The organism is Thermococcus sp. EP1, from assembly GCF_001317345.1.
Classification (GTDB): domain Archaea; phylum Methanobacteriota_B; class Thermococci; order Thermococcales; family Thermococcaceae; genus Thermococcus_A.
This window is the reverse complement of the sequence record NZ_JXCG01000003.1, coordinates 43,034-68,901: the sequence shown is the minus strand read 5'-3', so window position 1 is coordinate 68,901 and position 25,868 is coordinate 43,034. Positions and strand designations below refer to the sequence as shown.

The 25,868-nt window shown below is 38.6% G+C and carries 28 protein-coding genes and 1 tRNA gene; 19 read left to right on the top strand and 10 right to left on the bottom strand.

Translation table 11 applies throughout. The features are described from left to right. Window positions 1–11 precede the first annotated feature (11 nt). Window positions 12–851, top strand: coding sequence for a site-specific tyrosine recombinase/integron integrase (xerA, locus tag EP1X_RS03120; protein ID WP_055281631.1), 840 nt, complete (start codon window positions 12–14; stop codon window positions 849–851). Window positions 852–1,015: 164 nt separating this feature from the next. On the opposite strand, the gene pfkC is transcribed toward xerA, so the two are convergent. From pfkC to EP1X_RS03090, 6 genes are all read right to left on the bottom strand, one after another. Continuing rightward, window positions 1,016–2,401, bottom strand: a complete 1,386-nt coding sequence (gene pfkC / locus EP1X_RS03115; protein ID WP_055281629.1) for an ADP-specific phosphofructokinase — start codon at window positions 2,399–2,401, stop codon at window positions 1,016–1,018. A 91-nt stretch (window positions 2,402–2,492) separates the two neighbouring features. Then, the gene (locus EP1X_RS03110; RefSeq protein WP_055281627.1) at window positions 2,493–3,206 is read right to left on the bottom strand and encodes an aspartate/glutamate racemase family protein; all 714 of its coding nucleotides are present in this window, start codon (window positions 3,204–3,206) and stop codon (window positions 2,493–2,495) included. A gap of 179 nt (window positions 3,207–3,385) precedes the next feature. Further along, window positions 3,386–3,976: a hypothetical protein gene (locus tag EP1X_RS03105; RefSeq protein WP_055281625.1), complete on the bottom strand. Its 591-nt coding sequence runs from the start codon at window positions 3,974–3,976 to the stop codon at window positions 3,386–3,388. Beyond that, window positions 3,976–4,605, bottom strand: coding sequence for a hypothetical protein (locus EP1X_RS03100; RefSeq protein ID WP_055281623.1), 630 nt, complete (start codon window positions 4,603–4,605; stop codon window positions 3,976–3,978). Before EP1X_RS03100 ends, EP1X_RS03105 begins: the two co-directional genes overlap by 1 nt. Continuing rightward, on the bottom strand, window positions 4,598–5,200 hold the full coding sequence (locus tag EP1X_RS03095; RefSeq protein ID WP_055281621.1) for a hypothetical protein: 603 nt from the start codon (window positions 5,198–5,200) through the stop codon (window positions 4,598–4,600). The genes EP1X_RS03100 and EP1X_RS03095 overlap by 8 nt, the downstream gene beginning before the upstream one ends. A gap of 2 nt (window positions 5,201–5,202) precedes the next feature. Then, window positions 5,203–5,907, bottom strand: coding sequence for an ATPase domain-containing protein (locus tag EP1X_RS03090; protein WP_055281619.1), 705 nt, complete (start codon window positions 5,905–5,907; stop codon window positions 5,203–5,205). A 113-nt stretch (window positions 5,908–6,020) separates the two neighbouring features. Between EP1X_RS03090 and EP1X_RS03085 the strand changes: the two genes are divergently transcribed. The 10 genes from EP1X_RS03085 to EP1X_RS03040 all read left to right on the top strand — a co-directional run bounded on the left by EP1X_RS03085 (window position 6,021) and on the right by EP1X_RS03040 (window position 14,074). Beyond that, entirely contained in the window at window positions 6,021–6,899 is an 879-nt protein-coding gene (locus EP1X_RS03085) for an MEMO1 family protein (RefSeq protein WP_055281617.1), read from the top strand. Window positions 6,900–7,003: 104 nt separating this feature from the next. Continuing rightward, complete coding sequence (locus EP1X_RS03080; RefSeq protein ID WP_055281615.1) at window positions 7,004–7,426, top strand: hypothetical protein; 423 nt, start codon at window positions 7,004–7,006, stop codon at window positions 7,424–7,426. Window positions 7,427–7,512: 86 nt separating this feature from the next. Continuing rightward, a complete protein-coding gene (locus EP1X_RS03075; RefSeq protein ID WP_055281613.1) occupies window positions 7,513–8,514 on the top strand; it encodes a mevalonate kinase in 1,002 nt (333 codons plus the stop codon). After that, window positions 8,511–9,293 (top strand): isopentenyl phosphate kinase, encoded by a 783-nt coding sequence (locus tag EP1X_RS03070; protein WP_055281611.1) that lies wholly within the window; start codon window positions 8,511–8,513, stop codon window positions 9,291–9,293. The genes EP1X_RS03075 and EP1X_RS03070 overlap by 4 nt, the downstream gene beginning before the upstream one ends. Next, entirely contained in the window at window positions 9,287–10,411 is a 1,125-nt protein-coding gene (fni, locus tag EP1X_RS03065; RefSeq protein WP_055281609.1) for a type 2 isopentenyl-diphosphate Delta-isomerase, read from the top strand. Before EP1X_RS03070 ends, fni begins: the two co-directional genes overlap by 7 nt. A gap of 136 nt (window positions 10,412–10,547) precedes the next feature. Next, window positions 10,548–11,870, top strand: coding sequence for an RNase J family beta-CASP ribonuclease (locus EP1X_RS03060; RefSeq protein ID WP_055281608.1), 1,323 nt, complete (start codon window positions 10,548–10,550; stop codon window positions 11,868–11,870). A 4-nt stretch (window positions 11,871–11,874) separates the two neighbouring features. Beyond that, on the top strand, window positions 11,875–12,900 hold the full coding sequence (locus tag EP1X_RS03055; protein ID WP_055281606.1) for a polyprenyl synthetase family protein: 1,026 nt from the start codon (window positions 11,875–11,877) through the stop codon (window positions 12,898–12,900). Between the two features lie 243 nt (window positions 12,901–13,143). Then, window positions 13,144–13,220: transfer RNA gene (locus EP1X_RS03050), tRNA-Thr, on the top strand. Window positions 13,221–13,293: 73 nt separating this feature from the next. Further along, on the top strand, window positions 13,294–13,809 hold the full coding sequence (locus tag EP1X_RS03045) for a winged helix-turn-helix transcriptional regulator (protein ID WP_055281605.1): 516 nt from the start codon (window positions 13,294–13,296) through the stop codon (window positions 13,807–13,809). Further along, window positions 13,802–14,074 carry a hypothetical protein gene (locus EP1X_RS03040; RefSeq protein WP_055281603.1) on the top strand — a complete coding sequence of 91 codons (273 nt, stop codon included), beginning with the start codon at window positions 13,802–13,804 and terminating at the stop codon, window positions 14,072–14,074. Before EP1X_RS03045 ends, EP1X_RS03040 begins: the two co-directional genes overlap by 8 nt. A 123-nt stretch (window positions 14,075–14,197) precedes the next feature. Here the strand turns inward: EP1X_RS03040 and EP1X_RS03035 are convergent, their stop codons facing one another. Genes EP1X_RS03035 through EP1X_RS03025 form a run of 3 tightly spaced genes read right to left on the bottom strand, consistent with a single transcriptional unit; the run spans window position 14,198 to window position 16,485 of the window. Next, window positions 14,198–14,647 (bottom strand): universal stress protein, encoded by a 450-nt coding sequence (locus EP1X_RS03035; RefSeq protein ID WP_055281601.1) that lies wholly within the window; start codon window positions 14,645–14,647, stop codon window positions 14,198–14,200. 3 nt (window positions 14,648–14,650) lie between these two features. Further along, window positions 14,651–15,922: an SLC13 family permease gene (locus EP1X_RS03030; RefSeq protein ID WP_055282079.1), complete on the bottom strand. Its 1,272-nt coding sequence runs from the start codon at window positions 15,920–15,922 to the stop codon at window positions 14,651–14,653. A gap of 20 nt (window positions 15,923–15,942) precedes the next feature. After that, window positions 15,943–16,485, bottom strand: coding sequence for a universal stress protein (locus EP1X_RS03025; protein WP_055281599.1), 543 nt, complete (start codon window positions 16,483–16,485; stop codon window positions 15,943–15,945). Window positions 16,486–16,611: 126 nt separating this feature from the next. On the opposite strand from EP1X_RS03025, the gene EP1X_RS03020 reads away from it, so the two are divergent. The 8 genes from EP1X_RS03020 to EP1X_RS02985 all read left to right on the top strand — a co-directional run bounded on the left by EP1X_RS03020 (window position 16,612) and on the right by EP1X_RS02985 (window position 25,056). Beyond that, window positions 16,612–18,510, top strand: coding sequence for a S16 family serine protease (locus EP1X_RS03020; protein ID WP_055281597.1), 1,899 nt, complete (start codon window positions 16,612–16,614; stop codon window positions 18,508–18,510). A 57-nt stretch (window positions 18,511–18,567) separates the two neighbouring features. After that, complete coding sequence (locus tag EP1X_RS03015) at window positions 18,568–19,266, top strand: SagB/ThcOx family dehydrogenase (protein ID WP_055281595.1); 699 nt, start codon at window positions 18,568–18,570, stop codon at window positions 19,264–19,266. Window position 19,267: 1 nt separating this feature from the next. After that, window positions 19,268–19,447: a hypothetical protein gene (locus tag EP1X_RS03010; protein ID WP_055281593.1), complete on the top strand. Its 180-nt coding sequence runs from the start codon at window positions 19,268–19,270 to the stop codon at window positions 19,445–19,447. Between the two features lie 79 nt (window positions 19,448–19,526). Further along, entirely contained in the window at window positions 19,527–19,895 is a 369-nt protein-coding gene (locus tag EP1X_RS03005) for a cupin domain-containing protein (protein WP_055281591.1), read from the top strand. A gap of 120 nt (window positions 19,896–20,015) precedes the next feature. Further along, window positions 20,016–21,299 carry a uracil-xanthine permease family protein gene (locus tag EP1X_RS03000; RefSeq protein ID WP_055281589.1) on the top strand — a complete coding sequence of 428 codons (1,284 nt, stop codon included), beginning with the start codon at window positions 20,016–20,018 and terminating at the stop codon, window positions 21,297–21,299. Window positions 21,300–21,305: 6 nt separating this feature from the next. Continuing rightward, window positions 21,306–22,004, top strand: coding sequence for a uracil phosphoribosyltransferase (gene upp, locus EP1X_RS02995; protein WP_055281586.1), 699 nt, complete (start codon window positions 21,306–21,308; stop codon window positions 22,002–22,004). Window positions 22,005–22,047: 43 nt separating this feature from the next. Continuing rightward, entirely contained in the window at window positions 22,048–22,539 is a 492-nt protein-coding gene (locus tag EP1X_RS02990) for an Lrp/AsnC family transcriptional regulator (protein WP_055281584.1), read from the top strand. A 6-nt stretch (window positions 22,540–22,545) separates the two neighbouring features. Beyond that, complete coding sequence (locus EP1X_RS02985) at window positions 22,546–25,056, top strand: DUF5814 domain-containing protein (RefSeq protein ID WP_055281582.1); 2,511 nt, start codon at window positions 22,546–22,548, stop codon at window positions 25,054–25,056. Here EP1X_RS02985 and EP1X_RS02980 read toward each other — a convergent pair. Beyond that, entirely contained in the window at window positions 25,053–25,844 is a 792-nt protein-coding gene (locus tag EP1X_RS02980) for a DUF63 family protein (RefSeq protein WP_055281581.1), read from the bottom strand. The two genes, EP1X_RS02985 and EP1X_RS02980, sit on opposite strands and share 4 nt — an antisense overlap. Window positions 25,845–25,868: the final 24 nt, after the last annotated feature.

Here is a 25,868-nt window from a genome sequence, read left to right as displayed (position 1 = left end):
TCGTGATCCTTATGGACGATGGAATAGAAGAGTTTAAAACCTATCTCGAACTCGAGGGGAAAAGTCCTCAAACAGTTAGAATGTACACCTACTACGTAGAGAGATTTTTAAAAGATGTTAAAAATCCCAATTATCGTTCTGCACTTCGTTTTCTTGCCAAACTAAAGAAAGAAGGCTACTCCAATAAAAGTCTTAATCTCGTTGTTCAGGCTTTAAAATCATATTTCAGATTTGAAGGCCTTGATGAAGATGCCGAGAAATTGAAGTCACCAAAAGTCCCAAGAAACTTACCTAAGAGCTTAACAAGAGAAGAAGTTAGAAAACTCCTAAATGCCGTGCCTCCAACAAAAAAACGAGATCGACTTATAATACTATTGCTCTACGGCACGGGCCTCAGAGTCAGTGAGATATGCAATCTTAAGATAGAGGATATAGACTTCAACAGAGGGGTCTTAATCGTAAAAGGAGGAAAAGGCGCAAAAGATAGGATAGTACCGCTAGCGAACCCACTTCTTGAAGAGATTAGGGGTTATTTAAAAACACGGAAGGATGGAAGCGAATACTTATTTGTAGAAATTAGAAGGGAAAAAAAGGATAAGATATCGCCAAAGACAGTGTGGTATCTGCTCAAAAAGTATGGAGACAAAGCTGGTGTAAAAGTGACTCCCCATATGCTTCGCCATAGTTTTGCAACCCATATGTTGGAAAAGGGTATTGACATAAGAGTCATCCAAGAGATTCTTGGACATTCAAACCTCTCAACAACCCAAATTTACACCAAGGTTACTGTTGAACACTTAAAGAAGGCCCAAGAGAAAGCTAAACTCATTGATGAACTCATTGGAGAATGATATCTCTTATTTAAAGATCCAAAAGGAGTGTATTTCCATTGCTCCCATAATTTTAAGAACTTAAGAAAGTATAAGAAGTAAGTTATAACTCATAAGTTCTAACTTATAACTCTCTTCATTTAAATGGAAACAAATACCTCACAAGCAATAAATCATTCTGAACTTTAATATACGCCATTTTTCCTCAACAAACTTAAGTAGCTTGCAAAGGCTCCCGCTGAAATCGTGTCTCCAAGACCTACCGTGGAAACTGGCTTCTTAACAAGCCTTGTGGGGATCATGACTATCTTATATTCTCTAGTTCTCATCTTCGCTTTTGCTTCTTCAAATCTAAGTTTAACGAATTCTCCTTTTTCATTGAATGGTATATTTAAACCAACTTTAACATCCTCTGGACGTTTTATATCTCCTAAAAATGCCCTTGTAGCGGCTAAAGTAGTGCCAACCTCTAAGGATTTTGAGAGCTCTTCTTCACTAAGGGGATTATCTCGGTGTGTAATGTACATTAAATAGTAAATTGTGTGAATCTGGAGAATCTCAAGGTTAAGCTCATCCAATAAAATTTTTGCCCCCAAAACAGCGTCTTCAATTCTGTTGTAGGTAAAAATCCTATCGCTTAGATCTCTATACCCAAGAACACTTAATATGTGGGCTATTTCAGCTTCATCCATTCCCACACTATCTACGAGGGGAAAGATGTTATAGATCACTTTCTTCCTTAGTTCTCTATCCTGAATTGAAGCAAACTCTACATGAACTTTGACGTCTTTTTTCCTTTTAAGGAGCTTAATGTCTTCCTTAGCTTTTCTCAAATAGTAATTTGCGTCTTTTCCATCACTGTAGTGCTTTCTTATTCCCTGATAACCTGACAAAATAACACCATCTACAATTTCACCAATTTCTGGTAGATGAGGCTTAAGCTCTGGAGACGTTTCTATCCGAGCAAATTCCTCAAAGCGGCATGCAACTATAAACCTACCAGAATATGGAACAATTATCTCTTCATTTCCAAGCTTGAACTTAGTTCCCTGCCTAAACTCAAAGATCCTGTTGATCTTTACTGGATCCCCTTCCCTATATGATTCCAATGGCTTTTTTAAAACAACTTTTTCCTTTTCAATTGCTGGATAAAGAAGGTTATCTCTATTTACAAACATGTCTGCTTGTTTCTTCCCAAGTAAAGGAGAATAAGCTATCACTCTATTAAAATTAAGGTTAGCAAGGAGATTGGCTATCACTCCTACTTGCCCACCGATTCTTTCAACATCATAGGTAAAGCGGGAATTGAACCACTTGTCTGCCTCATGAGCTACTAAAGGAACAGCTTGTGGTTTTCCAGTCTTAAGGGCATGAATAAGTCTCGCAACGAAGTCTAGTGGATCATTTATCTCTCTCGGATACTCTTCTATCCGTCTTTTAATGTTCTCTACTCCAAATTCCTTTATGAGACTCTCAATGTGCTTTTCATTTAAGTATACTATAGCATCAACGTTCACATTATATGCCAAATACATGCTCATTCTCTGGAAGTCCCTGAGGAACTCCATCATACTATCACCCTCAGTGAATACTAGGTGAAGTGTACAAAATAACTTAAAAATATTTCTCATCTTGAGATGAAAAAGAAACCAAGGAAAAGACTTAATATTCAACAAAAAGTCTTCCAAGCCAAGGTAATTTTTCCCTCACATCGAGTTCTCTTAGTGCTAGCCAAAGAGAGGCTTGGTTGCTCGTAACTATAGGGACACCCAAATCCTCTTCCAACGCTTCAATGATTTCAAAAGTCCTGAAGTTAGTGCAGCTTATAAACACTGCATCTGCTTCATCAGTGAACAATGCTTTAACCATGCGGTAAGCTTCATATGGTTCCAAACGACCTATTTTTCTATTATCAATTATATCCAACCCTCGAATATCAATAACGTCGAATTCATTTGCCTCTAAAAATTCTCTTTCTCTTTGATTTATCTCATCTGTGTAAGGAGTGACTACAAGGATTTGTTGGGCATCTAAAATTTTTAACGCCTCAACAATTGCCGTACTCGTTGTTACCACAGGGAGCTTTACTTCGTCTTCTATTTTCATGGAGAGCTCTTTATCAAACTCCCTTCCACCTATGAAAGAACCGCTTGTACATCCGTAGAGAATTAAATCCACATCAGCGTCTTTTAAAAGTCTCGCACTTTCTAATGCAAGACCACTCATTGCCAATAACTCCTCTTCAGTGACGTTTCTTAGTGGCATTCTCGCAGTGTGTAATGAAACACCCTCTGGCAAAGCAGAATGTAATTCCATCTCCATTGTGGTGTTTGATGATGGGACTATTAAACCTATTCTACCTCTCCACCCGTACATGCTTTCACCTAAAATTGATATGATGGGGAGTATATTAAGCTTTTCTAAGGAAATCTTAAAACTGCTAGGACAAGCAAGAGTGCCAGGCTTAATTCTCTGATAGCATCAAAAATGAGATAAAGAAAACAATAAAGGTTGGAATCACTGTCTATCCTTAAAGCCTCTTCACCAGAATAAATTCAATGTCTAAAAAAGTTAGAAGTTCTAGGTAATGAAATGTACATCATCTCACTAATTGATAGCAGTAAAAATAACACTGCACTAAAATACAAGAAATCACTTAACACTAACAGATTTAGAATCCTCGAGACCCCACTTAACGCAGAAAATACAATCATGAGAGATAGTATACTCCTGTCTCCTATTCTGATTCTCTCAAAGTTTATGAAGAGTTTAAATCCTATCCACGTTAAAAAAATCGCCTGTACAACAATATATGATCTGTACACTCCCATTATATTAGCAAATATAAGAACAAGAAGTGCTATAACTAATACCCCAATTACCCTTTTGATAGTATTCCCATCCCCAAGTGTTTCTTTGAAGAATCTTGCAAAAAGAATAAAGAAAAGAACCGAGGCAGAAAGTTCCAGCACAGCTATTATATACTCAGAAAGAAAACCATAAAAGAGTGAAGTCAAGATGAAAATTAATCCAGCAACTAATGCTGTTTTTATATTCTTTCCAACTTCTTTATTGTGATAATACCACATGAGAAGAAGAACACCAAAAATTAAATCTACAAGGTCATGAATAAAATAGCACTCCACTACATCCACCTCCTTATGCAGTCGTATACCCTCACTGTAGAATACTGCCAGATGAGCAAACTAACAAAATAGATAAAAAGTGCAATAAACTGCTTACACGTAATAGGAGTCTCAGGAATAAACGGATTTATCCAAGTTTGGATGACCACCAACCAAGAGGCTAATCTAAGGAGAGTTCTCAAGAAGATTGAGAGGACATGTATTAAAAGGAGAGATCTTATTAAGGAGATTATAACAATACCGATTGCTCCAAGAAGAATATCAGCATATGACATATGAACAATGAATGAGTAAATTATAAATATTACCATTACAATAAGCTGAACCACAAATTCTTTGTCTATTGTTAACAGGCTTGAAGAGTTATAAGGCATTACTGTGGCCACAGCTCCCAAATATGTCAAAAAGACAAAAATGAGATTATTCATAGAGAAAAGATTCAAATATGTGGTTAAGACATAACCGGAAATTCCAACAATGAGCATTAAACCTCCACTAATCTGTAGAACAGCGAATCTTTTTACTTTTTTGTCATACTCATTCAAAATAAACTCAATACGGAGAGTATAAATTAAACCTATCAGGAACACAATTTGTAAAAGTACTATCACTTGCATAAACTCATTCAATTGGCTCACCTATAACAAGTTCCCCATTTCTAATTTCGAATTTATAAAATCCAGTTCCTCCTTTTGGGGATTTCTTCACTCTTATCCCTCTACGTATTTTAAAACCTTCCACGACCTCAACAATATCAATAACGTACGTTGCCAAGTTCTCAAACATTGCAAGGATTCTCTCATCCACAAGACGCTTATCAATGATTGCAGTTAGCACTACTTTCTTTTCCTGAACTATTAATGCAATCTCCGAAAAGAACTTATAAACAGTTGTTGGAGGATGGAAAACCAAAAGGGGATGTAAAAGGAAAAATCCAACATGAGCCCCTTCAAACAGATTTCTAAGTTTAAAGGATATAGCATAAAGTTCTGCTGGAAATACCTCCTCACCAAGTACTATTAATTTCAACTTAGTCAGCTCTGGAATTTCCTTGAATCTATCACGCATCTTTTTTGTTACAAAAGCAACAGCATTTTCTTTATTCTCTTTCAGCATTTCAAGAATAACTTCTTCGCCCAAAGTACCGATGGTTTCCAGTAAAAGAATATTGCCTTCTTCAATTTCTCCAAGTACCTCATCAAGCTCTGAAATACCTATTTTCATTCTCAATCCCCGACAAATATACCTTCCTCACTGTAAATCTCAAAACCTCTGTCCGTAAGCCTATAAGGTCTTATCTGTTCATCAAATGAACTCCCTCTGAATTTTAAGATTTTTATTCCTCTAACGACCTTTCCAGAAATTTCGTATGTTCTGAGCTCTATCACTCCACTAACTAAGTAATCTTCAAGATCAGTCTCATGAAGCTCAGAAGTTATGAGTAGCGTAACATTGTACTTTGCAAGATCCTTTAAAAAACCTATAAATGTTCGTCTATACTTAAGATCGTTCTCTATTGTCAGCTTTACCATAGTTATTGGGTCTATAACAACTCTTGTAAACTCCTCAGTGTCTAATCTCTCTTTTATAGCTTTCACAAGCTTACCAAAGCTTTTTGCGAATTCTTCATGATAAGTTCCTTCAAATATATGGCTTCTTTCTCCAATCGGAGTTGCATCAATTCCCTTAAAAAGAGGTGCACTAATGTCCAACCCCAGCTTTTTCATATCTTGCTTAAGAGCATCTAACGGCTCTTCAAGGGTTATATACAGCACCTTTTCATTATTCCTTACACCTTCCATTAAGAAATGAATGGTCAAAGTCGTCTTGCCAGTTCCTGGACCCCCTTTTACAAGATATGCTCTTCCAGAAATCAAACCGCCATGTAACATCCTATCTAAACCTTCTATCCCCGTAGAGATACGGGCCATAACGGCACACCCTAAAGCACATCTATCGTTATTAAAAAAATATTCAAAATATAAAAGCTTTTCTAACCAAATCCTAATAAACCTCAAATTCTCTATCAATTCTGGTGAGCGATATGCTTAGATATCCCACAGTTGCTGGTAGTTTTTATCCTACTGGAGAAGAGCTCAACATGATGTTGAAAGAGTTTTTCAAAGACCTTGGGGAACTCGGAGAGAAGAGAAAAATAACTGCGGGAGTTGCTCCTCATGCAGGATACGTGTTCTCTGGATTTACTGCTTCAAGAACGTATAAAGCTATTTACGAGGATGGTTTACCAGAAACTTTTGTTGTGATAGGCCCCAATCACACTGGCCTAGGTTCACCAGTGGCTATTTATCCAGAAGGAAAATGGGCAACTCCAATGGGAGAAATTAAAGTTGATGGAGACCTCGCTAAAGCCATAGCAAAACACTCAGGAATAGCAGACTTAGACGAGTTTGCCCACAAATATGAACATTCCATAGAAGTGCAGATACTCTTTATTCAATATATCTCTCAAAAAGCTGAAGAAGAGGTGAAGATTGTTCCCATAACTCTTGGTCTCCAAGATGAAGAAGTGGCTGAGGATTTGGGAAAAGCAATTTTCGAAGCAAGTCAAGAGCTTGGAAGAGATATCGTTGTTATAGCAAGCACGGATATGATGCACTATGGGTATGCATATGGTTATGTACCCTTTAGAGCGAGAGGAGAAGATCTGCTCGGAAGAATTAGAGAGTGGGACTTTAGGGTTATTCAGAAGATTCTTGAGTTTGACCATAAAGGAATGTTTGATGAAATTAGGAAGATGGGTCACACAATGTGCGGCCCTGGAGGAGTGGCTACTGCGATAGTGTTTTCAAGGCTTGCTGGAGCTGTTGAAACGGAGGTTTTACATTACACCACAAGCTTTGAGGTGAGCAGAAGTACGGATGCAGTGGTAGGATATGCGAGCGTCGTTATGAAGAAAGCATAAAGCTATTTCTTTATTCTCTCCATTTGTTTAGTCCTCTACTCTACTTCCTTTGGGCTGATGTTAAAGAGAAGATGGAATAATAGGTTTTAATGAAAGGTGGAAAAATGAAAAACATTATTAAAAAGGTGTTTCAGTCCATAGGAATCCTCCTTTTTATTTTGGCTGGTTTATACCTAACCCACCTTTCCCTCAATCTGGATAATCCCCATCTAAACGATCCAGATGTTATAGAGATCATTACAAAATCTGCCATGTATTTCTTAATAGTAGGAATAGCCTTAATCGCCTTTTCTTTCCTCTATTCTGAACTCAATGGCATAGTTAAACTCCTAGCCGCAACAGCTCTCCTAGGTTTAGCCGCACTACCAGGATATGCTGTTGGGGTAGAACCTTTAACAAGAGGATGTCTACCATGTAGCACCTTTGAGATGCATTGGCTTTCAAACCTTGTTGGCCTGGTTATTTTTGTGGTTTCGATTGGAGGCCTCTTCCTTTTGTGGCTTCCATTTTTAAAAAGAAAATCATGAACCACCAAAAGGAAAATAAATTTAACAAACATACTCTAAAGCATGAAAAATTAGATTAGTTAAGATCATCAAAAGGAGGGACAAAAATGAGGGTTCTTGCTTCAGCACCGGCTAAAATTATTCTCTTTGGAGAGCACAGTGTTGTTTATGGAAAACCTGCTATAGCGGCAGCTATTGATTTGAGAACATATGTAAAAGCTGAATTCAATAAAAATGGGAGAATAAGGATAGAGGCAAAGGATATAAGGACTCCTGGCCTAACAGTTTCTTTCTCAGAAGATCAAATATATTTTGAAACAGATTATGGAAAAGCCGCAGAGGTTTTGAGCTATGTAAGAGAAGCTATAAATCTCGTCATGGAAGAAGCCAATAAGCAAAAAGGAGTAACAGTTTCGATAACTTCTCAAATTCCCGTGGGTGCGGGCCTTGGAAGCTCAGCTGCTGTAGCAGTTGCAACTATTGGAGCAGTTTCAAAGCTTTTGAACTTGGAGTTAAACAATGCAGAGATAGCCAAACTTGGACACAAAGTGGAGCTCCTTGTGCAAGGTGCGTCGAGTGGAATTGATCCGACGGTTTCCGCTGTTGGTGGTTTTCTTTACTACCAAAATGGCTCCTTTGAAAGTCTGCCAGTGGTGGAGCTTCCAATAGTTGTGGGATACACAGGTTCAAGCGGAAGCACTAAGGAACTTGTTGCTAAAGTTAGGAAAAGCTTCGATGAGATGCCAGAGATAATTGATCCTATCCTTAACTCAATGGGGAAAGTCGTTGAAAAGGCCAGAGAGATAATACTAGCAGAATATGATAAAGAAATTAAATTCGAGCTCTTGGGAAGGTTAATGAACATAAACCATGGCCTCCTTGATGCTCTTGGAGTTTCAACAAAAAGTCTGAGTGATTTAGTGTATGCTTCAAGAGAAGCTGGAGCTTTGGGAGCCAAGATAACTGGAGCAGGAGGAGGTGGATGCATGTACGCCTTAGCCCCAGAAAAGCAGAGTGAAGTTGCAACAGCCATAAAAATCGCTGGTGGGATGCCAATGATAACCAAGATCAGCAAAGAAGGACTTAGAATTGAGGAGGTTGAGAAATGATAATCATCAAACTTGGTGGAAGTGTTATAAGTAACAAGAACAAGCCTTACTCATTTAATCAAGAGATTATTGAACAGATAGCCGAGGAAATTACTCAATTTTATCCAAATGAACAGTTCATTCTCGTTCATGGTGGTGGAAGCTTTGGACATCCAAACGCTAGGGAGTACAAAATTCGAGAAGGACTAATGGGAGATGTAAAAAGAAAAAGAATAGGATTCTCCAAAACACACCAAGCAATGCTTAAATTAAACAGTCTAATAGTTGAAACTTTCCTCGAAAAGGACCTGCCTGCCTATTCTGTATCTTCTTCCTCAATATTCCTCATAGAAAAAGGGGAAATTGTCTATGGTGAGCTCGAAGTTTTAAGAAAGCTATTGGAGAAAGATTTCATCCCAGTTCTCTTTGGTGACACAGCAATAGCCCTTGATAAGGGAATAGACATTCTCTCTGGCGATCAAATAGTGAACTACCTTGCAAGGATGTTCAAACCAAACAAAGTGCTTTTTTTGATGGACGTTGATGGGATCTATGATAGAAATCCAAGAGAAAAAGGAGCAAGACTCATTAAAGAACTTACCGAAGAAGAAATTAAACACCTGCTGAAAAGCTCAGAATCAGCTGGAATAGATGTAACGGGAGGTATCGGAAATAAACTAAAGAAAGCTCTAGAAATAGCTCACTACACAGATGTGTATTTTGCCAATGGAATCGTCAAGGGAAATTTAATAAGAATCTTGAAAGGAGAAAATCCGGGGACAATTATTAAGAGGTGGTAAAATTGGATAAAGAAGAGCTTACTGTGATTAGAAAGTTTGAACACATAGAGCACTGCTTAAAGAAGCAAGTTGAAGCTCATGTAAGTACCCAATTCGAGAACATACATTTTGTTCATACATCCCTACCTGAAATAGACAAAGAGGAAATAGATTTAAGCGTTGAATTCCTTGGAAGAAGATTTGATTACCCAATAATGATCGCTGGCATGACTGGAGGAACTAAGGGATCTCAAATTGCTGGCAAAATCAACAAAACTCTCGCCAAAGCTGCCCAAGAGCTGAACATCCCCATGGGCGTCGGAAGCCAGCGAGCAATGATTAGAAAACCCGAAACCTGGGAAAGCTACTACGTTAGGGATGTTGCACCAGACATTTTCCTTGTTGGCAATTTGGGAGCACCCCAATTTGCTGAGAATATGCCAAACCGCTATGGTGTTGAGGAGGCCTTGAAAGCTGTGGAAACAATTCAAGCCGATGCCCTTGCTATTCACATGAACCCTCTCCAAGAGAGCGTCCAGCCGGAGGGAGATACACAATATAAAGGAGTCATAAAGGCTTTGGCAGAACTTAAGAGTGAGCTTTCATATCCCATAATAGCCAAAGAAACTGGGGCTGGAGTCTCAATGGAAGTTGCAATAAAGTTGGAGAGCATTGGAATCGACGCAATAGACGTTGGAGGTCTTGGAGGAACATCATGGAGTGGCGTTGAGTACTACAGAGCAAAGGACGAGAAGAGTAGGAATCTAGCCTTAAAATTCTGGGACTGGGGAATTCCAACTGCTTTAAGCGTTGCTGAAGTTAGATATGCAACTACCTTGCCAATAATAGCAACAGGTGGAATTAGAGACGGAATAACAATTGCAAAGGCCTTAACACTTGGCGCAAACCTTGCAGGAGTTGCTTTACCTCTACTGAAGCCAGCAGTCAATGGAGATGTTGAGGGAGTGATCAAGATTCTTCAAAGATACATAGATGAACTCAAAAATGCTATGTTCCTTATAGGAGCAAGAAACGTAGAAGAGCTTAAAAAAGCCCCTATCATAGTTACAGGTTTTGCAAGAGAATGGCTTGAGCAAAGAATTGATTTGTGGGAGTTTTTAAAAGATAGAAGACTTTGAAGCTTTTTCTTTTCTAATGCACATATTTTTAAACCCTCGAAGCTAGTATACCTTAACCCGGTGGAGTTCCGCTCCACCAGCCAAAGGGCCGAGGCCGACAAAAAGTCCGCCTCAATAAAATAGTGGAGGAACTGAAATGATAAAAGTTTACACAATAGGTGGTTATGAAGAAGTAGGTAAAAATATGACTGCCATAGAATATGAAAATGAGGTTATAATAATTGATATGGGGATTAGACTTGATCGAGTTCTTATTCATGAAGATGTTAACTTTCAACAAATGAGTTCGCGAGATTTAAGAAAATTGGGAGCTATTCCAGACGATACTTCAATTAGAAACAAAAAAGTTGTAGCTATAGCCCTCTCTCATGGCCATCTCGATCATATAGGTGCCATAGCAAAACTTGCACCTCACTATTCTAACGTCCCAATTTATGGAACTCCTTACACAATAAAACTTGCAAAAGGGGAAGTTAGAAGCGAACAGTACTTTGAAGTTACAAACCCCATGTATGAGACTCAATATGGTGAGATAGTCCAAGTAAGTGAAAATCTAGCTATAGAATTTGTCCAAATAACACATTCAATTCCCCATTCGTCTATGGTTGTAATACATACTCCAGAAGGAGCCGTAGTTTATGCCTGTGATTATAAATTCGATAATCACAACCCTCTAGGAGAAAAACCCGACTATAAGAGGCTTAAGGAAATAGGCCAAGAAGGTGTAAAAATTTTGATACCTGAATCTACAAGAGTTGCCGAGCAAACAAAGACCCCAAGCGAAGCTTCCGCAAAATTGCTTCTTGAAGACTTTTTCTACTACGAAGGGATGGAAGAAAAAGGCCTGATAACAACTACTTTTGCTTCACATATAGCTCGACTTCAAGAACTAATAGAAATAGCAAATAACATGGGAAGACAGGCCGTTCTGATAGGGCGGTCATTGGCCAAATATACTGGCATAGCAAAACAGTTAGGATTAATAAAAATGAAAGGGGCTAAAGCCGTTAGAAGCCCAGCTGCCGTACAAAAGACCCTCAGAGAGGTCTCTCAGGCTAGAGAGAATTATCTTCTAATTGTAACCGGTCATCAAGGTGAACCAGGAGCCATCTTAACAAGGATGGCTAGTGGAGAGCTCTACGATATTGGAAAGAATGATACTGTTGTGTTCTCTGCAGGAGTTATCCCAAACCCCCTCAATATTGCCCAACGCTACGCCCTAGAGACCAAACTCAGAATGAGAGGGGTTAGGATGGTAAAAGATTTACATGTATCTGGCCACTCTAGTAGAGAAGACCATAGATATTTAATCAAACTCTTAAATCCTGAAAATATAATTCCCGCTCATGGTGAATTTAGGATGCTTACATATTATGCCGAACTTGCCGAAGAAGAAGGATATTTAATAGGAAGGGACGTTTTCGTGTCAAGAAACGGTTACAAAGTTGATGTGAGGTGATAGAATGAAGTTTGATCCTTTATTCAAAGCATTGAAAGAAAAAAGCAAAGTAGTTGATGAAGCTATCTTTGATCTTGTGCCAGAAAAAGAACCTAAGGTTATTTATGATGCTGCAAGACATTACCCCTTAGCTGGAGGGAAAAGAGTTAGGCCGTTTATAGTATTAATGGCCACAGAAGCTGTGGGTGGAGATCCAGAGAAAGCAATTTATGCCGCAGCAGCGGTGGAATTACTCCATAACTATTCTCTGGTTCATGATGATATAATGGACATGGACGAAAAAAGAAGAGGCAGACCAACGGTTCATAAGATTTGGGGAATAAACATGGCAATACTCGCTGGAGACTTGCTCTTCTCAAAAGTTTTTGAGGCAATTGCAAAGATTCCTACTGACCCTAAAAAAGTTGTAAGAGTTCTGGATGTTATCTCAAAGACCTCTAACGAGTTATGTGAAGGTCAAGCAATGGACTTGGAATTTGAAAGCAAAGATAGTGTTAGCATTGAGGAATACATGAAAATGATAAGTGGAAAAACCGGTGCGCTAATAGACGCTTCAGCCACAATTGGTGGAATTATAGGAACAGACAATGAGGAGTATATTCAAGCTTTATCAAAATATGGGAGGAACATCGGTATAGCATTCCAAGTGTGGGATGATGTTCTGGATCTTATAGCTGATGAAGAAAAACTTGGAAAACCTGTGGGAAGCGATATAAGAAAGGGTAAGAAGACCCTTATTGTAGCCCACTTCCTAGAAAATGCAAATGAAGAGGACAAAAGAGAGTTCTTTAAGATATTTGGAAAATATGCTGGAGATGTACAAGGAGAAGGCATCATAGAGGAAGACGTTCAAGAAGAGGTCAAAAAGGCAATCGAGCTCTTAAAGAAATATGGAAGCATAAACTATGCTGCTGAAGTTGCAAAAGAACTTGCAGAGGAGGCCAAAAAATCCCTAGAGATACTGCCAGAGAGTGAAGCTAGAAGGTATCTCGAACTTTTAGCAGATTTCATAGTAGAAAGAGAATACTAATTAATGCCTGCTTCTCCTATTTCTTAACATTTTTTCTTCTGAAAGCCTCGCCCTTCAAAACAAGGGGGAGATCAGTACTTGAAATTCTAATCCCAAAGGCTCAAGAGCATCCTCTAACACGCAAAACGTTAACACATATAACTTATAACTTAAACAGTATACCGTATAACACGCCAAATACACAGCTTTTAAAAAGTCCAGAGCGAAAAGTTTATATAGCGATTTTGGCTTCTTTCTTTCGGTGCCCCGGTGGCTCAGCCTGGTGGAGCGGCCGCTTGGTAAGCGGCAGGTCGCGGGTTCAAACCCCGCCCGGGGCTCCATATCAGATCTCTGTTTTGAGAATCGTACCATAAACCGTTAAAAAGTCTTAATACCATTCTTATTCTGATACTTATGACCAGCAGAGAAAGAGTCTTAGAACATATTACAAAGAATCCAGGAATAACTTTTCGTAAATTAGCTCAAGAACTTGAGATGGGAATAGGAAATCTCCAGTACCACCTTCGACATCTTGAAAGAGAGAAAAAAATTGTTGCAAAAAAACTTGGAGGTAGGAAATACATCTTCCCTGCAGATTTTAGTGAAAGTTACAAACCCCTTATGATAGCAATTTCAAATGAAAGTCAACGGAAAATCTTAATTTTACTTGCAGAAGATGAAAAAAACCAGCACGAACTGGCAGAGAAGCTCAATCTAACTCCATCCACGATAAACTACCACATGGAACGACTTGAAGCACTGGGGCTTGTGAGGAAAATTAAACATGGAAAGAATGTTATTTATCAACCAAATTATGACAAGGATGTTTTAATCCGTATAATCAGAGAATATAAACCCAAAATCTGGGATAGACTTGCTGATAAGCTAATTGATTTGACCTTAACCTTCAGGGGGGAGGAATATGATTAATCTTCTAGGATATATCCTAGATAGTATCGTAATTGTTTTAGGAGGTTTACTTTCAATAACTGCGTGGAAAGCATACAAGAAGAGCGGAATGAAGAGTATCCTACTATTACTCTTAGCATTCCTCATGTTTACCATCAAAAAGATTATTGAAAATTTCCATTTGCTCAACGGCACAGTCTCATTAGATATTATCGATATTACTTCAACGACTCTAGAACTCGGAATACTTCTCCTATTTTTTGTGGCTTTAGTGAAAAGAGACTGAGAATTTTCCTTATGATCTTAATCTCTCCCCTTCTATATTTACAGCAAGCTGACATCTTCCCGCCCTTAACGGCGAGGCTTTCAAAAGAAAAAAGTAAGATCTCAAACTAAAGGACCATATAAATCATCGAACTATTAAAAGAGGAGGCCTTATATTCCCTGCTATCTCCTCTAGCAAGCTTCCTATTCTCGTCTTTCCACTCTTTCCATAAGCACCCATCACAACTAGAGAATACTTTCCACTATTTGCTTCTTCTAGAATTTTATCTTTCGCTATACCCTCTACAATTTTTATAGAGCAATTCACACCTTCACTCTGACAAAATCTCAACATTTCCCCCATTACTTCTTGAATACTCCTTTTCATATTGTTCCACACTTCCTCCTCAAAGCTACGAATTTTTTCAAAGCTTCCCTGTCTTGCACCAAGGTTGAAAGCAACTGCTTTGGCCTCTCTCCTGTCCAAAACTGAGAAAAGAACTATCTTTGCATTTTTCTTTTTTGCAATAGTGAGTGCATGAAGGGCTGCTTTTTGACTCCATTTTGATCCATCTATTAACACAAGTATTCTCATCTTTCACCACCACACATATCTAAACCACAAAACTCCAATACCAACCCCAACTGTGAGTGTCATTACTATAATTCCCATTTTAAGAAAATCCACAAACGTGATTTTTATGTCTTCCTTCGCAGCTATTCCAATGACCACAACGTTTGCTGAGGCCCCAATGGCAGTTCCATTTCCTCCCAAGCATGCTCCTAAACTTAAAGCCCACCAAAGGGGATACGTATCAAGAGACGTCCCCATAGCCTTAATAAGAGGTATCATAGTAGCTGTGAAAGGTATGTTATCTATAATAGCTGAAGCAAATGCCGAGAACCATGCTATAATCAGCATCGCTTCTCCTTCACCATGCATATAAGACATCATCCAACGGGCTATCTGCTCTATAAATCCAGTTTCAACAAGACTCCCAACTAGAATAAATAAGCCTCCAAAGAAGAAAAGAGTCGCCCATTCGACTTTTTCTAAAATCCCTTCGGGGTTTTCTCGACTCCATAATAAGAGCAAAGAAGCACCAAATAATGCCACCACTGCTGGTTCTACACCAAGTCTATCATGAACAAAAAATAGGGCTATCACAACGAAGATAGTAATTATTGATTTTCTGAAAAGAGCTAAATCTCTGATGGCAGCTCTTTCATCTAAACTATCTAGAGTTCTCAGAATTCTTTCCTTTTTTTCTTCACTGACTCGTAATACCTCCCGGTAAGCAAAATAGACTATAATGATCATAACTACTAGATCTAAAAGAGCTATAGGCCCCATATTACTAATAAATTCATTAAAACTCAGTCCAGCAGCAGAGCCTATCATTATATTGGGAGGGTCCCCAATGAGAGTCGCCGTTCCTCCAATATTAGAGGCAAAAATCTCTGAAAGAAGGAAAGGAAGAGGATTTATTTCCATTAACTTGGAAATATAAAGAAGCATTGGGGTGAGAAGTAAAACTGTTGTTACATTATCCAAAAAAGCACTAACAAGGGCCGTAACAATGGAAAACAATAAAAGAACACGAATAGGTTCGCCTTTAGCTAATTTGCTTGTTTTTATTGCAATATATTCAAAAAGACCGCTCATTCTAGTTGTATTAACTATTATCATCATGCCAGCGAGAAGGAGGATTGTATCTAAATCCAAAAAAATAGGGACTTTCTCCCAAGGAACTATATTTGCCAATAAAACTATAGAAGCTCCCATCATCGCAGCAACTGTCCTGTGAATTCGTTCGCTTATTATAAGAGCGTAAGTAAAAATGAAAACCAGTAATGCAAAGAGCTCCATGTTTGTCACTGTTTCACCCCCTAATAGACTACAGCAGGAATTTTCAGATGTTGGATTATCTTAAGGACTATTGGGCTCAAAGGAGAGGTTTTTGTTATCTCAGATCCATAGGCCCTTGAAATAACAAGCATATCATTATTTTCAGCCAACCTTATTATATCTTCACTTTTGTTTCCAAAAAAGATCCTTCGTTGTACCCTTAACCCAAAATCCTCTAATTCTTTTGCAACCTTATCAAGCATCTCCCTACCTACTATCTCTTCTCTTCGCTTAAATTCTTCACTAGCTTCTTTGCTCAATGTCTGGCTCAATAAATGAAAGATCTCTGAGTCCATGATATAAACTAGTAACACACTTGCATCATATGCACTTACAGTTTCATATACTTCATCGGGAATGTTTTTTACATACCGATCAAGGGGCATGAGGATTGACCGAATCTCAGGTAGCATTTTTTCTTCTTCTGTAAGCAAAAACTCACGATAGTGCTTTATTATATCCTCATATTTTTTACCCGCTATATGTTTGAACTTTCTCCCGATGAATGAAGAGTAAAGGCCCATGTTTCTCCCCCTTGAATCTTTAGCAAATTCCTTAAAAGAGCTTTGGTTCATTTACTGAATTTTGGATTCATGAACCACAAGAGATATTAAATGGCAAAGAGAGTTAAATTAGCGGGGGTGAATAGAATGAAGAAAATGTTGTCAATATTAATGCTAATTTTCTTGCTTTTACCATTTACAAGTGCACAATGTCCAGAGAGTGGAAATACAATTATCCTAAAGGCTCCAGCAGTCTCAAGAACCTCAGATGGTGAGCTAATTGGTATTGCAACGGACTTTATAATAACTGTTGCTCCCGGAACCGGACACGTTTATGTTGAGACTTGGCCCCTTGCAGAAGTAGATATGCAGGCTTCAGCAAGATTGGCAGCACAGATAGCAGGAAAAGTCTTAGGTGTGGATATGAGCAAGTATGATGTTTTTATTCATGTAAAATCTGACGCACCAATCATAGGTGGGCCTTCTGCAGGAGGAACCATGACAGTAGGGATTATTGCAGCCCTTAAGGGATGGAAAATTAGAGAAGACGTAATGATGACAGGAATGATAAACCCAGATGGAAGCATTGGGCCAGTTGGAGGAATCTTAGAGAAAGCTTCTGCAGCATATAATGTGGGAGCTAAGCTTTTCTTAATTCCGGAAGGACAAAGAATCCAAATTGTCGAGACAACAGAAAAGAAACAAATAGGATCAATAGTCGAGATAACGAGTAAGTCAGAAAAAGTAGATGTGGTTGAATATGCCAAAGAGAGATGGGGCTTGGATGTTAAAGAGATTAAGGACATTTACGATGCTGTTTATTACTTTACAGGAAAAAAGATAGAAAAACCTCCTGTACCAGCTAATTTGAATGTCGATACATCTTTCTTAAAAGAGGATGCCGTTAAAGACTATGATGAAACCATTAAATACTACGAAAAGATCGAAAATAAACTTAAAGACAGTGATATTAGTTATACTACCTATTCCTACCTTAAAAATGCCCTAGATGAAGCAAAAAAGAAACTAGACGAAGCTAAGAAGAACCTTGATGAAGGAATGTATTACACAGCTCTAAGCCTTGATTTCCAAGCCAGGATCACAATACGACACGTAGACTGGTATTTAGATATAAAATCAGACGGTGACTTAGAGACCCTGCTAAAAAGTATTGATAATGAAATAAAGGAAACAGAAAACCATGTTTCAAACATTACAATACGGGGAATAAGTATGCTTCAAGCAGTTGCTGCGAGTGAAGAGAGGATAGAACAAGCAAAGTCCCTCCTAAAAGATGCTTGGTCAAACTATTATGATGGAAATTACTGGAACGCAGTAAGTAGTGCTGCCTTTGCTTACGAGAGAATACAAACTGCAAAATTCTGGGCATCTTTAGGAGAGAGATATGCAAAAGGGGAAGTCATTGAAAGAGATTCAATAAAAGAGACTGCAAGAGAATACTTGGACAATTCAAGACTAATAATTACTTATATCACTTCTATGTTTGGCGAAGTGAGTCTTCAAGACTTAATTAATCTAATGAACGAGGGAGAAGAATACTATCTAGATGGAAAATATTCAGCAGCAATATTCTCAGCAATGGAAGCAAGAATCCAAGCTGAGATAATCCTAGACACTCTTGGAATAGATAACGAGACTATTTTAATGGATAAATTGCAGAGAATGAAAGAAGATGCCAAAATCGCAATTGCTCAGGCCCAGAAAGAAGGCATTTACCCCGTTTTAAGCCTCTCATACTACGAATTTGCCCAGAGTTATGAAAAGCAAGGAGGATTGGACAATATCCAAACTGCCATGATGTTTTATCAATACGCCAAAGAAACATCAACTGTTTTCTTAGAAACCACATCTCCTCCGAAAATAACTGAGGAACCCTTGATATCATTAATCCCCAACCAAACTGCAACATCCACTAACACAACTACAGAACCACTACCTGAAACAAAGAAACTCTCAACTCCATTAATAGTTTCGGCTTTAGTTGTAGGCTTAATTTTAGGATTTATCGCCGGAAGAAAATCCTAATTCCTTTTTTTAATTCTTAAAGCAAAGCTAAAATAATATGAAGACATATCTATAACCATGGTATATCGAGAAGTCTCGCTCCTTATAGTGGTTCTTGTATTCACGTCATCAGTTCTACTATTCTTAAAGCCCCGTCTTCAAGAAGAAGGGGGTGAAGTCGTGTATTCAGGAGAGAAGATAATATTACCACAGCCACAGCTGGAAGGCAAGATGAGTCTTGAGGAAGCAATAGCAAAGAGAATGAGCATCAGAACTTATAAAAATGAACCCCTAACACTAGAAGAACTTTCCCAACTTTTATGGGCAGCTCAGGGGATAACCCACGACAACAAAAGAGCTGCTCCCAGTGCTGGAGCTACTTATCCATTTGAGGTATTCGTAGTTATTGGAAATGTCAAAGGCCTTACCCCAGGCATATATCACTACAATCCCTTTGAACATAGCATGACCCTAACAAAAGAAGGGGATTTCAGAAAAGAGCTTCAAAAAGCAGCCCTTAATCAAAAATGGGTAGGAGATGCAGCAATAGATATAGTTCTTGTAGCATTTTATGAGAGGACAACTTCCTACTATGGTGAACGAGGACGAATGTACGTGCATATGGAAGCTGGACATATAGGTCAAAACATTTATCTCCAAGCAACTGCCCTAAGTCTTGGAACCGTTGCCATAGGAGCATTTTATGAAAATGAAGTGGCAAAGATCATTGGTACTAATGGAGTTCCACTCTATATTTTCCCAGTGGGGAGGATTTGATATGGTTGTGCTGGATCACTATACCCTAGGTTATATAACATTTGCCCTTATGAGCCTCTCAATGCTAAGTGGCGCATTTATTTTCCTATCTAAAAGAAGAGAAACATGGGTGAAGGTCCACATCGTTTTGAGCATCCTAGCATATCTTTTCATGGTGTGGACTATATGGATCGTGAGATGACATACCCGACTTGAAAGACAAGGTTTTCAAGGAATAAACTTATTAACACTCTCACCTCAAATTTTATGGTGATAAGAGAATGTTTGTTAGCCACTATAGAGACGTTGAGGAAAAAGATGTCACAATTGAAGGCGTTAAGAATACAACAATCAGATGGCTTGTTTCTCCAAAAATTGGTGCAAAAAATTTTGCAATGAGATATTTTGTTATTAAGAAAGGTGGGAAAATCCCCATTCACCAACACGACTGGGAGCATGAAATATTCATTGTAAAAGGGGAGGGATACATAACAAATGGTAGGAAAACCATAAAAGCAATTCCAGGAAGCTTCCTTTACGTACCACCTAATGAACCTCATGGCTACGAGAACCCTGACTCAGAAACATTCGAATTTTTATGCATTATCCCTGTAAAAGAGGAGAGCATACCACCCGAAGAGAAAGGCTAGTAGTTACAATAATCTGAAATCTGATTATTTTATATATTTTCAAATCTCTTATTAACATGAACTCATCTATATTTCCGAAAATTTTTTAAGCCATATATAACATACGTTGAGCGGGCTTTAATGGCAAATGGAATTAAAATCGGAATCGAAGAAAAAGTGGAATCGAAGAAAGCTGTTCTTTTAGGATTTCAACATGTTCTTGCGATGTTTGGAGCAACTGTTACAGTGCCTCTTGTTGTTGGAACAGCAATCGGACTTAATGGAAGAGACATTGCCCTCTTAATTCAAGTAGTCCTACTAGCCATGGGAATAGCAACTCTTTTACAGACAACTATAGGATCCAGATATCCAATAGTTCAAGGATCCAGTTTTGCCTTCATACCAGGACTCATAAGTATAGGAAATAACTTAGGATTACCTGCCGTAGAAGGAGCTTTGATAATTGGTGGATTAATGGAAGCTGCAATAGGTGCCTTTGGGATCATTGGAAAACTCAAAAAGCTCTTTTCCCCTGTTGTCACTGGGGTCACAATAATGCTGATAGGATTTTCGCTTGCTCATGTAGCCGTAAAGTACACATTTAACTTCTTTGCTGATCCAAATGGAACAAGCATTCCAAAAGCATTCTTTATAGCACTAATAACCTTTGCAACCACTATGCATATAGCACTTAAAGGAAAAGGGTCATTGAGAGCAATGCCTGTAATCGCAGGGGCATTTGTGGGTTATACAGCGAGTATAATTTTGGGAATGACTGATTTCACACTTGTAAGGGAACTCCCACTTATAAATATTCCAAAACCTCTTCCCTGGGGAACTCCGGTATTTAATGCAACTGCAATAATAACCCTTCTCTTTGCTTTCATGGTGAGCATCATAGAAAGTGTAGGAGATTATCATGCAATTTCAGCAATAGCAGAAGCCCCAATAACAAACAAAAACATTAACAGAGGAATCATGAGTGAAGGATTGGCATGTTCAATAGCTGGAATTCTTGGAGCCTGTGGGACTACAAGTTATTCCGAAAATATTGGACTCGTAGCTCTAACAAAAATTGCAAGCAGACAAGTGGTCCAAGTAGGTGGGGTAGTACTAATACTCCTAGCTATGATTCCCAAATTCTCTGGAATTTTGGCTTCAATGCCTCATCCTGTACTTGGAGGTCTTACAATAGCACTTTACGGTATGATAAGCGTCACAGGGCTTAGATTAATAAAGGATAAAGTTGAGTTAAATGATAGAAACATGCTCATAATTGCAAGTGCCCTAATAGTCGGGTTGGGGGCTCCTCAACTACCTCCTGAGTTCCTTGAACATTTCCCTCAAATTGTTAGTAGTATTTTAGAATCGGGAATGGCTATTGGAGCTCTAACTGCCATACTACTTGATCAGATATTGAGGTGAAGAAAAATGATAAAGGATGAAAGATGGGAAAAAGTTTACTCATTTGACGACTCTCCATATTTGATGGAGATTTTAACAGAGCTAAGGAATAAAGAAACTGATTCAATAGCCTTTAGAAAAGGCCTTGTAAAACTTGGAAGATTTATGGGATACGAGATAATAAAAACAATGGACATCGAGAAAATAAAAATAGAAACTCCTTTAGAGGAGACTGAAGGGATAATCGTTAGAGATAGAAGGAATGTTGTGATCGTCACTGTGTTAAGGGCCGCAGTTCCTCTTATGGAAGGACTTGTAAAGGTATTTGAGCATGCCCGTATTGGAATTGTTTCGGCCTCAAGAGGAAAAGCCCCTAAGTTCGAGATAGAAATGAATTACATTAAGATACCCCAGATAACCCCGGAAGATACTGTAATAATAGCCGATCCCATGATAGCTACTGGTTCAACGCTGGTAAAAGTTATTGAAGAAGTCAAAAAGTATGGCACTCCAAAACGCCTCATAGTCCTCGGTGTTCTTGCTGCACCTGAAGGAATAAAGAGAATAAAAGAAGAATTTCCAGAGGCCGAAATATTTGTAACAAAAATAGACAGGGAACTTAACAGTAAGGGCTATATCCTCCCCGGTCTTGGAGATGCAGGTGACAGAGCATTTGGTGCCCCAATTAAAATCTCAACACTGCCCCAAGTTCACACAATAGAATAGCGAAAAGTTAATAGCTCCCTTTTCTTAATATTTTTCGATCACCATGGCAGGTATTGATGAGATAGACAAAAAGATTCTGATAGAACTTAGAAAGAATGGCAGAGCCACGCTTACCGAGTTAAGCAAAAAGCTAGGGCTATCTGTAGCTAGTGTAAAGAATAGAGTAAGTAAGCTTGAAAGACTTGGAGCTATAAAGGGATATTCCACTCTTGTTGAACCTACGTTTCTTGATGAATACCTGCAGGCTCTAATAGAACTGGAGCTTTTAGTGGAAGACCCTAGAACAGACTTAGTTCTTCATGAAATTGGAAAGTTAGATAATGTTTTAGGAATTTACAAAAAAACTGGAGAGTTTCAAATCCTAATACGAGCCAATTTTAAGAATATGGACGAGCTAAAAGAATTTTTGAACCTCCTTTCTAGAAGATACCTACGCAAAAATCTACGCCGTTGGCGAGTCACAATTGTACTAGAAGTCCTCAAGGATGGAGGCATATCCCTCTCCAAGGAGAATCAGAGAAAAAACAACCGGTGATTAAGTATGCTTTTCGTGGTCAAGAAAGGTAGAAAAGAGAGCGAGCTTGAAGCCTACTATATAGAAAATGAACCTGAAAAACTTTCCAAAATCCAAAATCTGAAGGCAGAACGTATTTTTAGACTTATAATGAGAGATAGACGACTTTTTAAGGTTCTAGAAGGAAGTAAGTATCAGAACCCCAAAGAAATTGAAAAAATGCTAAAAAGTGCGAGAATAGTCCTCACTTCAGAGGCCTGGGACAAATGGAACGAATATTTCAAAGTAAGACTTCAGAATAAGAGAGTAGAAAAAGCCGACCTTTGTAGACTCTGTCTTTTGAACGGGAAAATTACTACACTCACGGAGGGAAACAGAGTAAAATACCACAAGGAATATATTTGTCAACAGTGTGCTGAAGAAGAATTAAAAAACGAGCTTAGATATAGATTTAGAAGCATTGGGATGTTTGACCAAGCTAAGAAACTTCTTGAAAGATTTAAAGACCTTGATAAGGTACTCGTTGTTTTTGACCCTCGGTTTGATCCAACAAAAAACCCAGAAGTTACAAAGTGGGATGAATTAAAACCAAAAAGGATTAAAGTGCGAGAAGTCTCTATAGATGAACTCCCAATTCCAGCCGAATTTAAACAAATATTAAAGAAAGAAGGGGTTTATCAACTCCTTCCAGTCCAAGCACTAGCTTTGCAACATGGTCTTCTTGATGGTGAAAGTTTATTAGTGGTCTCCGCAACTGCAAGTGGAAAAACTCTAATAGGAGAACTCGCTGGTGTTCCAAAGGCAATGACCGGGAAAAAGCTTCTTTTTCTTGTTCCACTTGTAGCCCTAGCCAACCAGAAATATGAAGATTTTAAAAGAAGATATTCTAAACTCGGGCTCAAAGTAGCCATAAGGGTTGGAATGAGCAGAATAAAAACAAAGGATGAACTTGTAGTGGTAGACACAGGCATAGATGCAGACATAATTGTTGGAACTTATGAAGGAGTTGATTACCTTCTTAGGGCAGGAAGGAAAATTGGAAATGTTGGAACGATTGTAATAGATGAAATCCACATGCTTGATGATGAAGAACGAGGAGTAAGGCTTGACGGTCTTGTTGCAAGGCTTAGGAAACTATATCCAAATGCCCAATTTATCGGCCTTAGTGCTACTGTTGGAAATGCAAATGAGCTCGCAAATGAACTAGGGCTGAAATTAGTGCTTTATGATGCAAGACCTGTGGCATTAGAGAGACACGTCATCATAACAAGAAACGAGAGCGAAAAATGGAGATACGTAGCCCAGTTATGCAAGGCAGAAAGTATGAGAAAATCCCCTCAGGGATTTAAAGGACAGAGCATAGTTTTTACTTATTCAAGAAAAAGATGCCACGAGCTAGCGGCATTCTTAACTAGTAAAGGACTTAAGGCCAAACCCTACCACAGTGGTTTGCCATATCACCAAAGAAAACTAACTGAAATGGAGTTCCAAGGACAAATGCTTGATGTTGTAGTAACTACAGCAGCATTAGGGGCAGGAGTTGACTTTCCAGCATCACAGGTTATCTTTGAAAGTCTCGCAATGGGCAACAAATGGCTTTCTGTTAGAGAATTCCACCAGATGCTCGGAAGGGCAGGAAGACCTTTGTACCATGAAAAAGGCAAGGTTTACCTTATAGTCGAACCTGGAAGGAAGTACTCCGCTCAAATGGAGAGTAGTGAAGATGAGGTAGCTTTTAAACTTTTAACGGCTCCAATTGAGCCTGTCTATGTTGAATGGAGTGACGAACTTGAACAAGATCAGGTTTTAGCCCATTCATGCGTATTCTCCTATTTAGATGACATAGAAAAAGTGCAAACTCTTTGCTTGGGAGCAAACCAAAATGCTGAAAAAGTCTTAGAGAAACTTGAGGAGTTTGAATTTGTTAGATTGAAAGGTAAGCTTGTTCAGGTAACTCCTTATGGAAGAGCCGTTAGCATGAGCTTCCTCCTTCCAAAAGAAGCCCAGTTTATCAGAAAAAATCTCTTTAAAAAGCCTCCGAAAGAAATTGCAGTCAAACTCTTGCCTTTTGAAAACGTCTATTTAAGCGGAAGCTTCCAAAGAGAACTCGAAAGTGCTGTAAGAGGAAGACTGAGTAGCAACATCTTTTCACCCAGTTTTGCTTCCATACTGGAAGAACTTGAAAAAGTTTTACCAGAGGTTAGTCCCAACGTTCAGGATAAATTATTCCTAATATATCAAGACTTCTTCATGTGTGAAGCAGAGGAGTGTACAGAGTATGCCATGGAAAGATTTTCTTCCCTTGTGATAGAACTCCGCCGACAGGGGATGCATCCCACTCAAATAGCAGAATACTTCAGAAAGCAATATTCTCTGATACTCTACCCTGGAGATGTCTTTACCTGGCTCGACGGCATAATAAGGAAGCTCGAAGCCATTGAGAGAATAGCAAAGGTATTCAGGGCAAAGAAGGCAGAATTTGAGGCAACTCTCTTGAGAAGAGAGCTTGAAGAAGGAAGAAAACTAAGAAAAGATTAACTCACGATCTGAAGGATCATTTGGGCCGGATCTCTAATTGCTGGCCCAAGTCCTAGGACATAAACAGCCAGATACCAGAACTTCCTCTCCTCTTCATCTGGGACAAGATATCTCAGACCATAATAAACCACTACAAGAATGAACACTATCCACGGATAATAGACAAAAGCCCCAAACTTTTGAACCAAGATATTCTCCAGCCAGTGTACTTCTCTATAACCATAATAGTGGATTGCAACAATTGTAGAGCCTATATCAAAGATGTGGGCAAACACTGGGAAAAGATATATCTTTTCAAAGGGTTTGAATCTGTAATACCCCAAAATTGGCAGTAAAAACACTATTGTATAGAATACCGTTAGCTCATACGGCCTCCAACTTTTAGCATTGATTATAAGAAGATAGTTAACATAAAGGGCCAGCAAAGAACCCCATCCTATTGTTATTTTCGGATATGTCTTTAGTTTCGAATCAGCAAAAATCGCAGGCACAATTAAAATAAATGCTGTGAAAAATATTCCGGGAGTCAAAATAAGAGGATGTGGTTTTAGAATTCCCCCATCTACAAGGGCCCTAACAGTAGAACCAAATATCACCATCGGGGTAACAGCATAGAAGAGTTTTTCATCCACTCTTATCCTTAGTGGTCTTATTATCCATTTGTAAGTATAGATAATTGCAAATCCTAAAACAAGGGCATAAACAAGAGTGTTATATGGATTGTAGCCTTCTCTTGTATACATTGGTCTTACAAAATATTCCCATATAAACCTTTCAACTGATTCCATCTTACTCCCCAAAAGCCCTCTTTT

Coding starts and splice junctions, on each gene's coding strand:
- xerA (WP_055281631.1), top strand. CDS start 12: ATGGACGATGGAATAGAAGAGTTTAAAACCTATCTCGAACTCGAGGGG.
- pfkC (WP_055281629.1), bottom strand. CDS start 2,401: ATGATGGAGTTCCTCAGGGACTTCCAGAGAATGAGCATGTATTTGGCA.
- EP1X_RS03110 (WP_055281627.1), bottom strand. CDS start 3,206: ATGTACGGGTGGAGAGGTAGAATAGGTTTAATAGTCCCATCATCAAAC.
- EP1X_RS03095 (WP_055281621.1), bottom strand. CDS start 5,200: ATGAAAATAGGTATTTCAGAGCTTGATGAGGTACTTGGAGAAATTGAA.
- EP1X_RS03090 (WP_055281619.1), bottom strand. CDS start 5,907: ATGGCCCGTATCTCTACGGGGATAGAAGGTTTAGATAGGATGTTACAT.
- EP1X_RS03085 (WP_055281617.1), top strand. CDS start 6,021: ATGCTTAGATATCCCACAGTTGCTGGTAGTTTTTATCCTACTGGAGAA.
- EP1X_RS03080 (WP_055281615.1), top strand. CDS start 7,004: ATGAAAAACATTATTAAAAAGGTGTTTCAGTCCATAGGAATCCTCCTT.
- EP1X_RS03075 (WP_055281613.1), top strand. CDS start 7,513: ATGAGGGTTCTTGCTTCAGCACCGGCTAAAATTATTCTCTTTGGAGAG.
- EP1X_RS03070 (WP_055281611.1), top strand. CDS start 8,511: ATGATAATCATCAAACTTGGTGGAAGTGTTATAAGTAACAAGAACAAG.
- EP1X_RS03060 (WP_055281608.1), top strand. CDS start 10,548: ATGATAAAAGTTTACACAATAGGTGGTTATGAAGAAGTAGGTAAAAAT.
- EP1X_RS03055 (WP_055281606.1), top strand. CDS start 11,875: ATGAAGTTTGATCCTTTATTCAAAGCATTGAAAGAAAAAAGCAAAGTA.
- EP1X_RS03045 (WP_055281605.1), top strand. CDS start 13,294: ATGACCAGCAGAGAAAGAGTCTTAGAACATATTACAAAGAATCCAGGA.
- EP1X_RS03040 (WP_055281603.1), top strand. CDS start 13,802: ATGATTAATCTTCTAGGATATATCCTAGATAGTATCGTAATTGTTTTA.
- EP1X_RS03035 (WP_055281601.1), bottom strand. CDS start 14,647: ATGAGAATACTTGTGTTAATAGATGGATCAAAATGGAGTCAAAAAGCA.
- EP1X_RS03030 (WP_055282079.1), bottom strand. CDS start 15,922: ATGGAGCTCTTTGCATTACTGGTTTTCATTTTTACTTACGCTCTTATA.
- EP1X_RS03025 (WP_055281599.1), bottom strand. CDS start 16,485: ATGGGCCTTTACTCTTCATTCATCGGGAGAAAGTTCAAACATATAGCG.
- EP1X_RS03020 (WP_055281597.1), top strand. CDS start 16,612: ATGAAGAAAATGTTGTCAATATTAATGCTAATTTTCTTGCTTTTACCA.
- EP1X_RS03015 (WP_055281595.1), top strand. CDS start 18,568: ATGGTATATCGAGAAGTCTCGCTCCTTATAGTGGTTCTTGTATTCACG.
- EP1X_RS03010 (WP_055281593.1), top strand. CDS start 19,268: ATGGTTGTGCTGGATCACTATACCCTAGGTTATATAACATTTGCCCTT.
- EP1X_RS03005 (WP_055281591.1), top strand. CDS start 19,527: ATGTTTGTTAGCCACTATAGAGACGTTGAGGAAAAAGATGTCACAATT.
- EP1X_RS03000 (WP_055281589.1), top strand. CDS start 20,016: ATGGCAAATGGAATTAAAATCGGAATCGAAGAAAAAGTGGAATCGAAG.
- upp (WP_055281586.1), top strand. CDS start 21,306: ATGATAAAGGATGAAAGATGGGAAAAAGTTTACTCATTTGACGACTCT.
- EP1X_RS02990 (WP_055281584.1), top strand. CDS start 22,048: ATGGCAGGTATTGATGAGATAGACAAAAAGATTCTGATAGAACTTAGA.
- EP1X_RS02985 (WP_055281582.1), top strand. CDS start 22,546: ATGCTTTTCGTGGTCAAGAAAGGTAGAAAAGAGAGCGAGCTTGAAGCC.
- EP1X_RS02980 (WP_055281581.1), bottom strand. CDS start 25,844: ATGGAATCAGTTGAAAGGTTTATATGGGAATATTTTGTAAGACCAATG.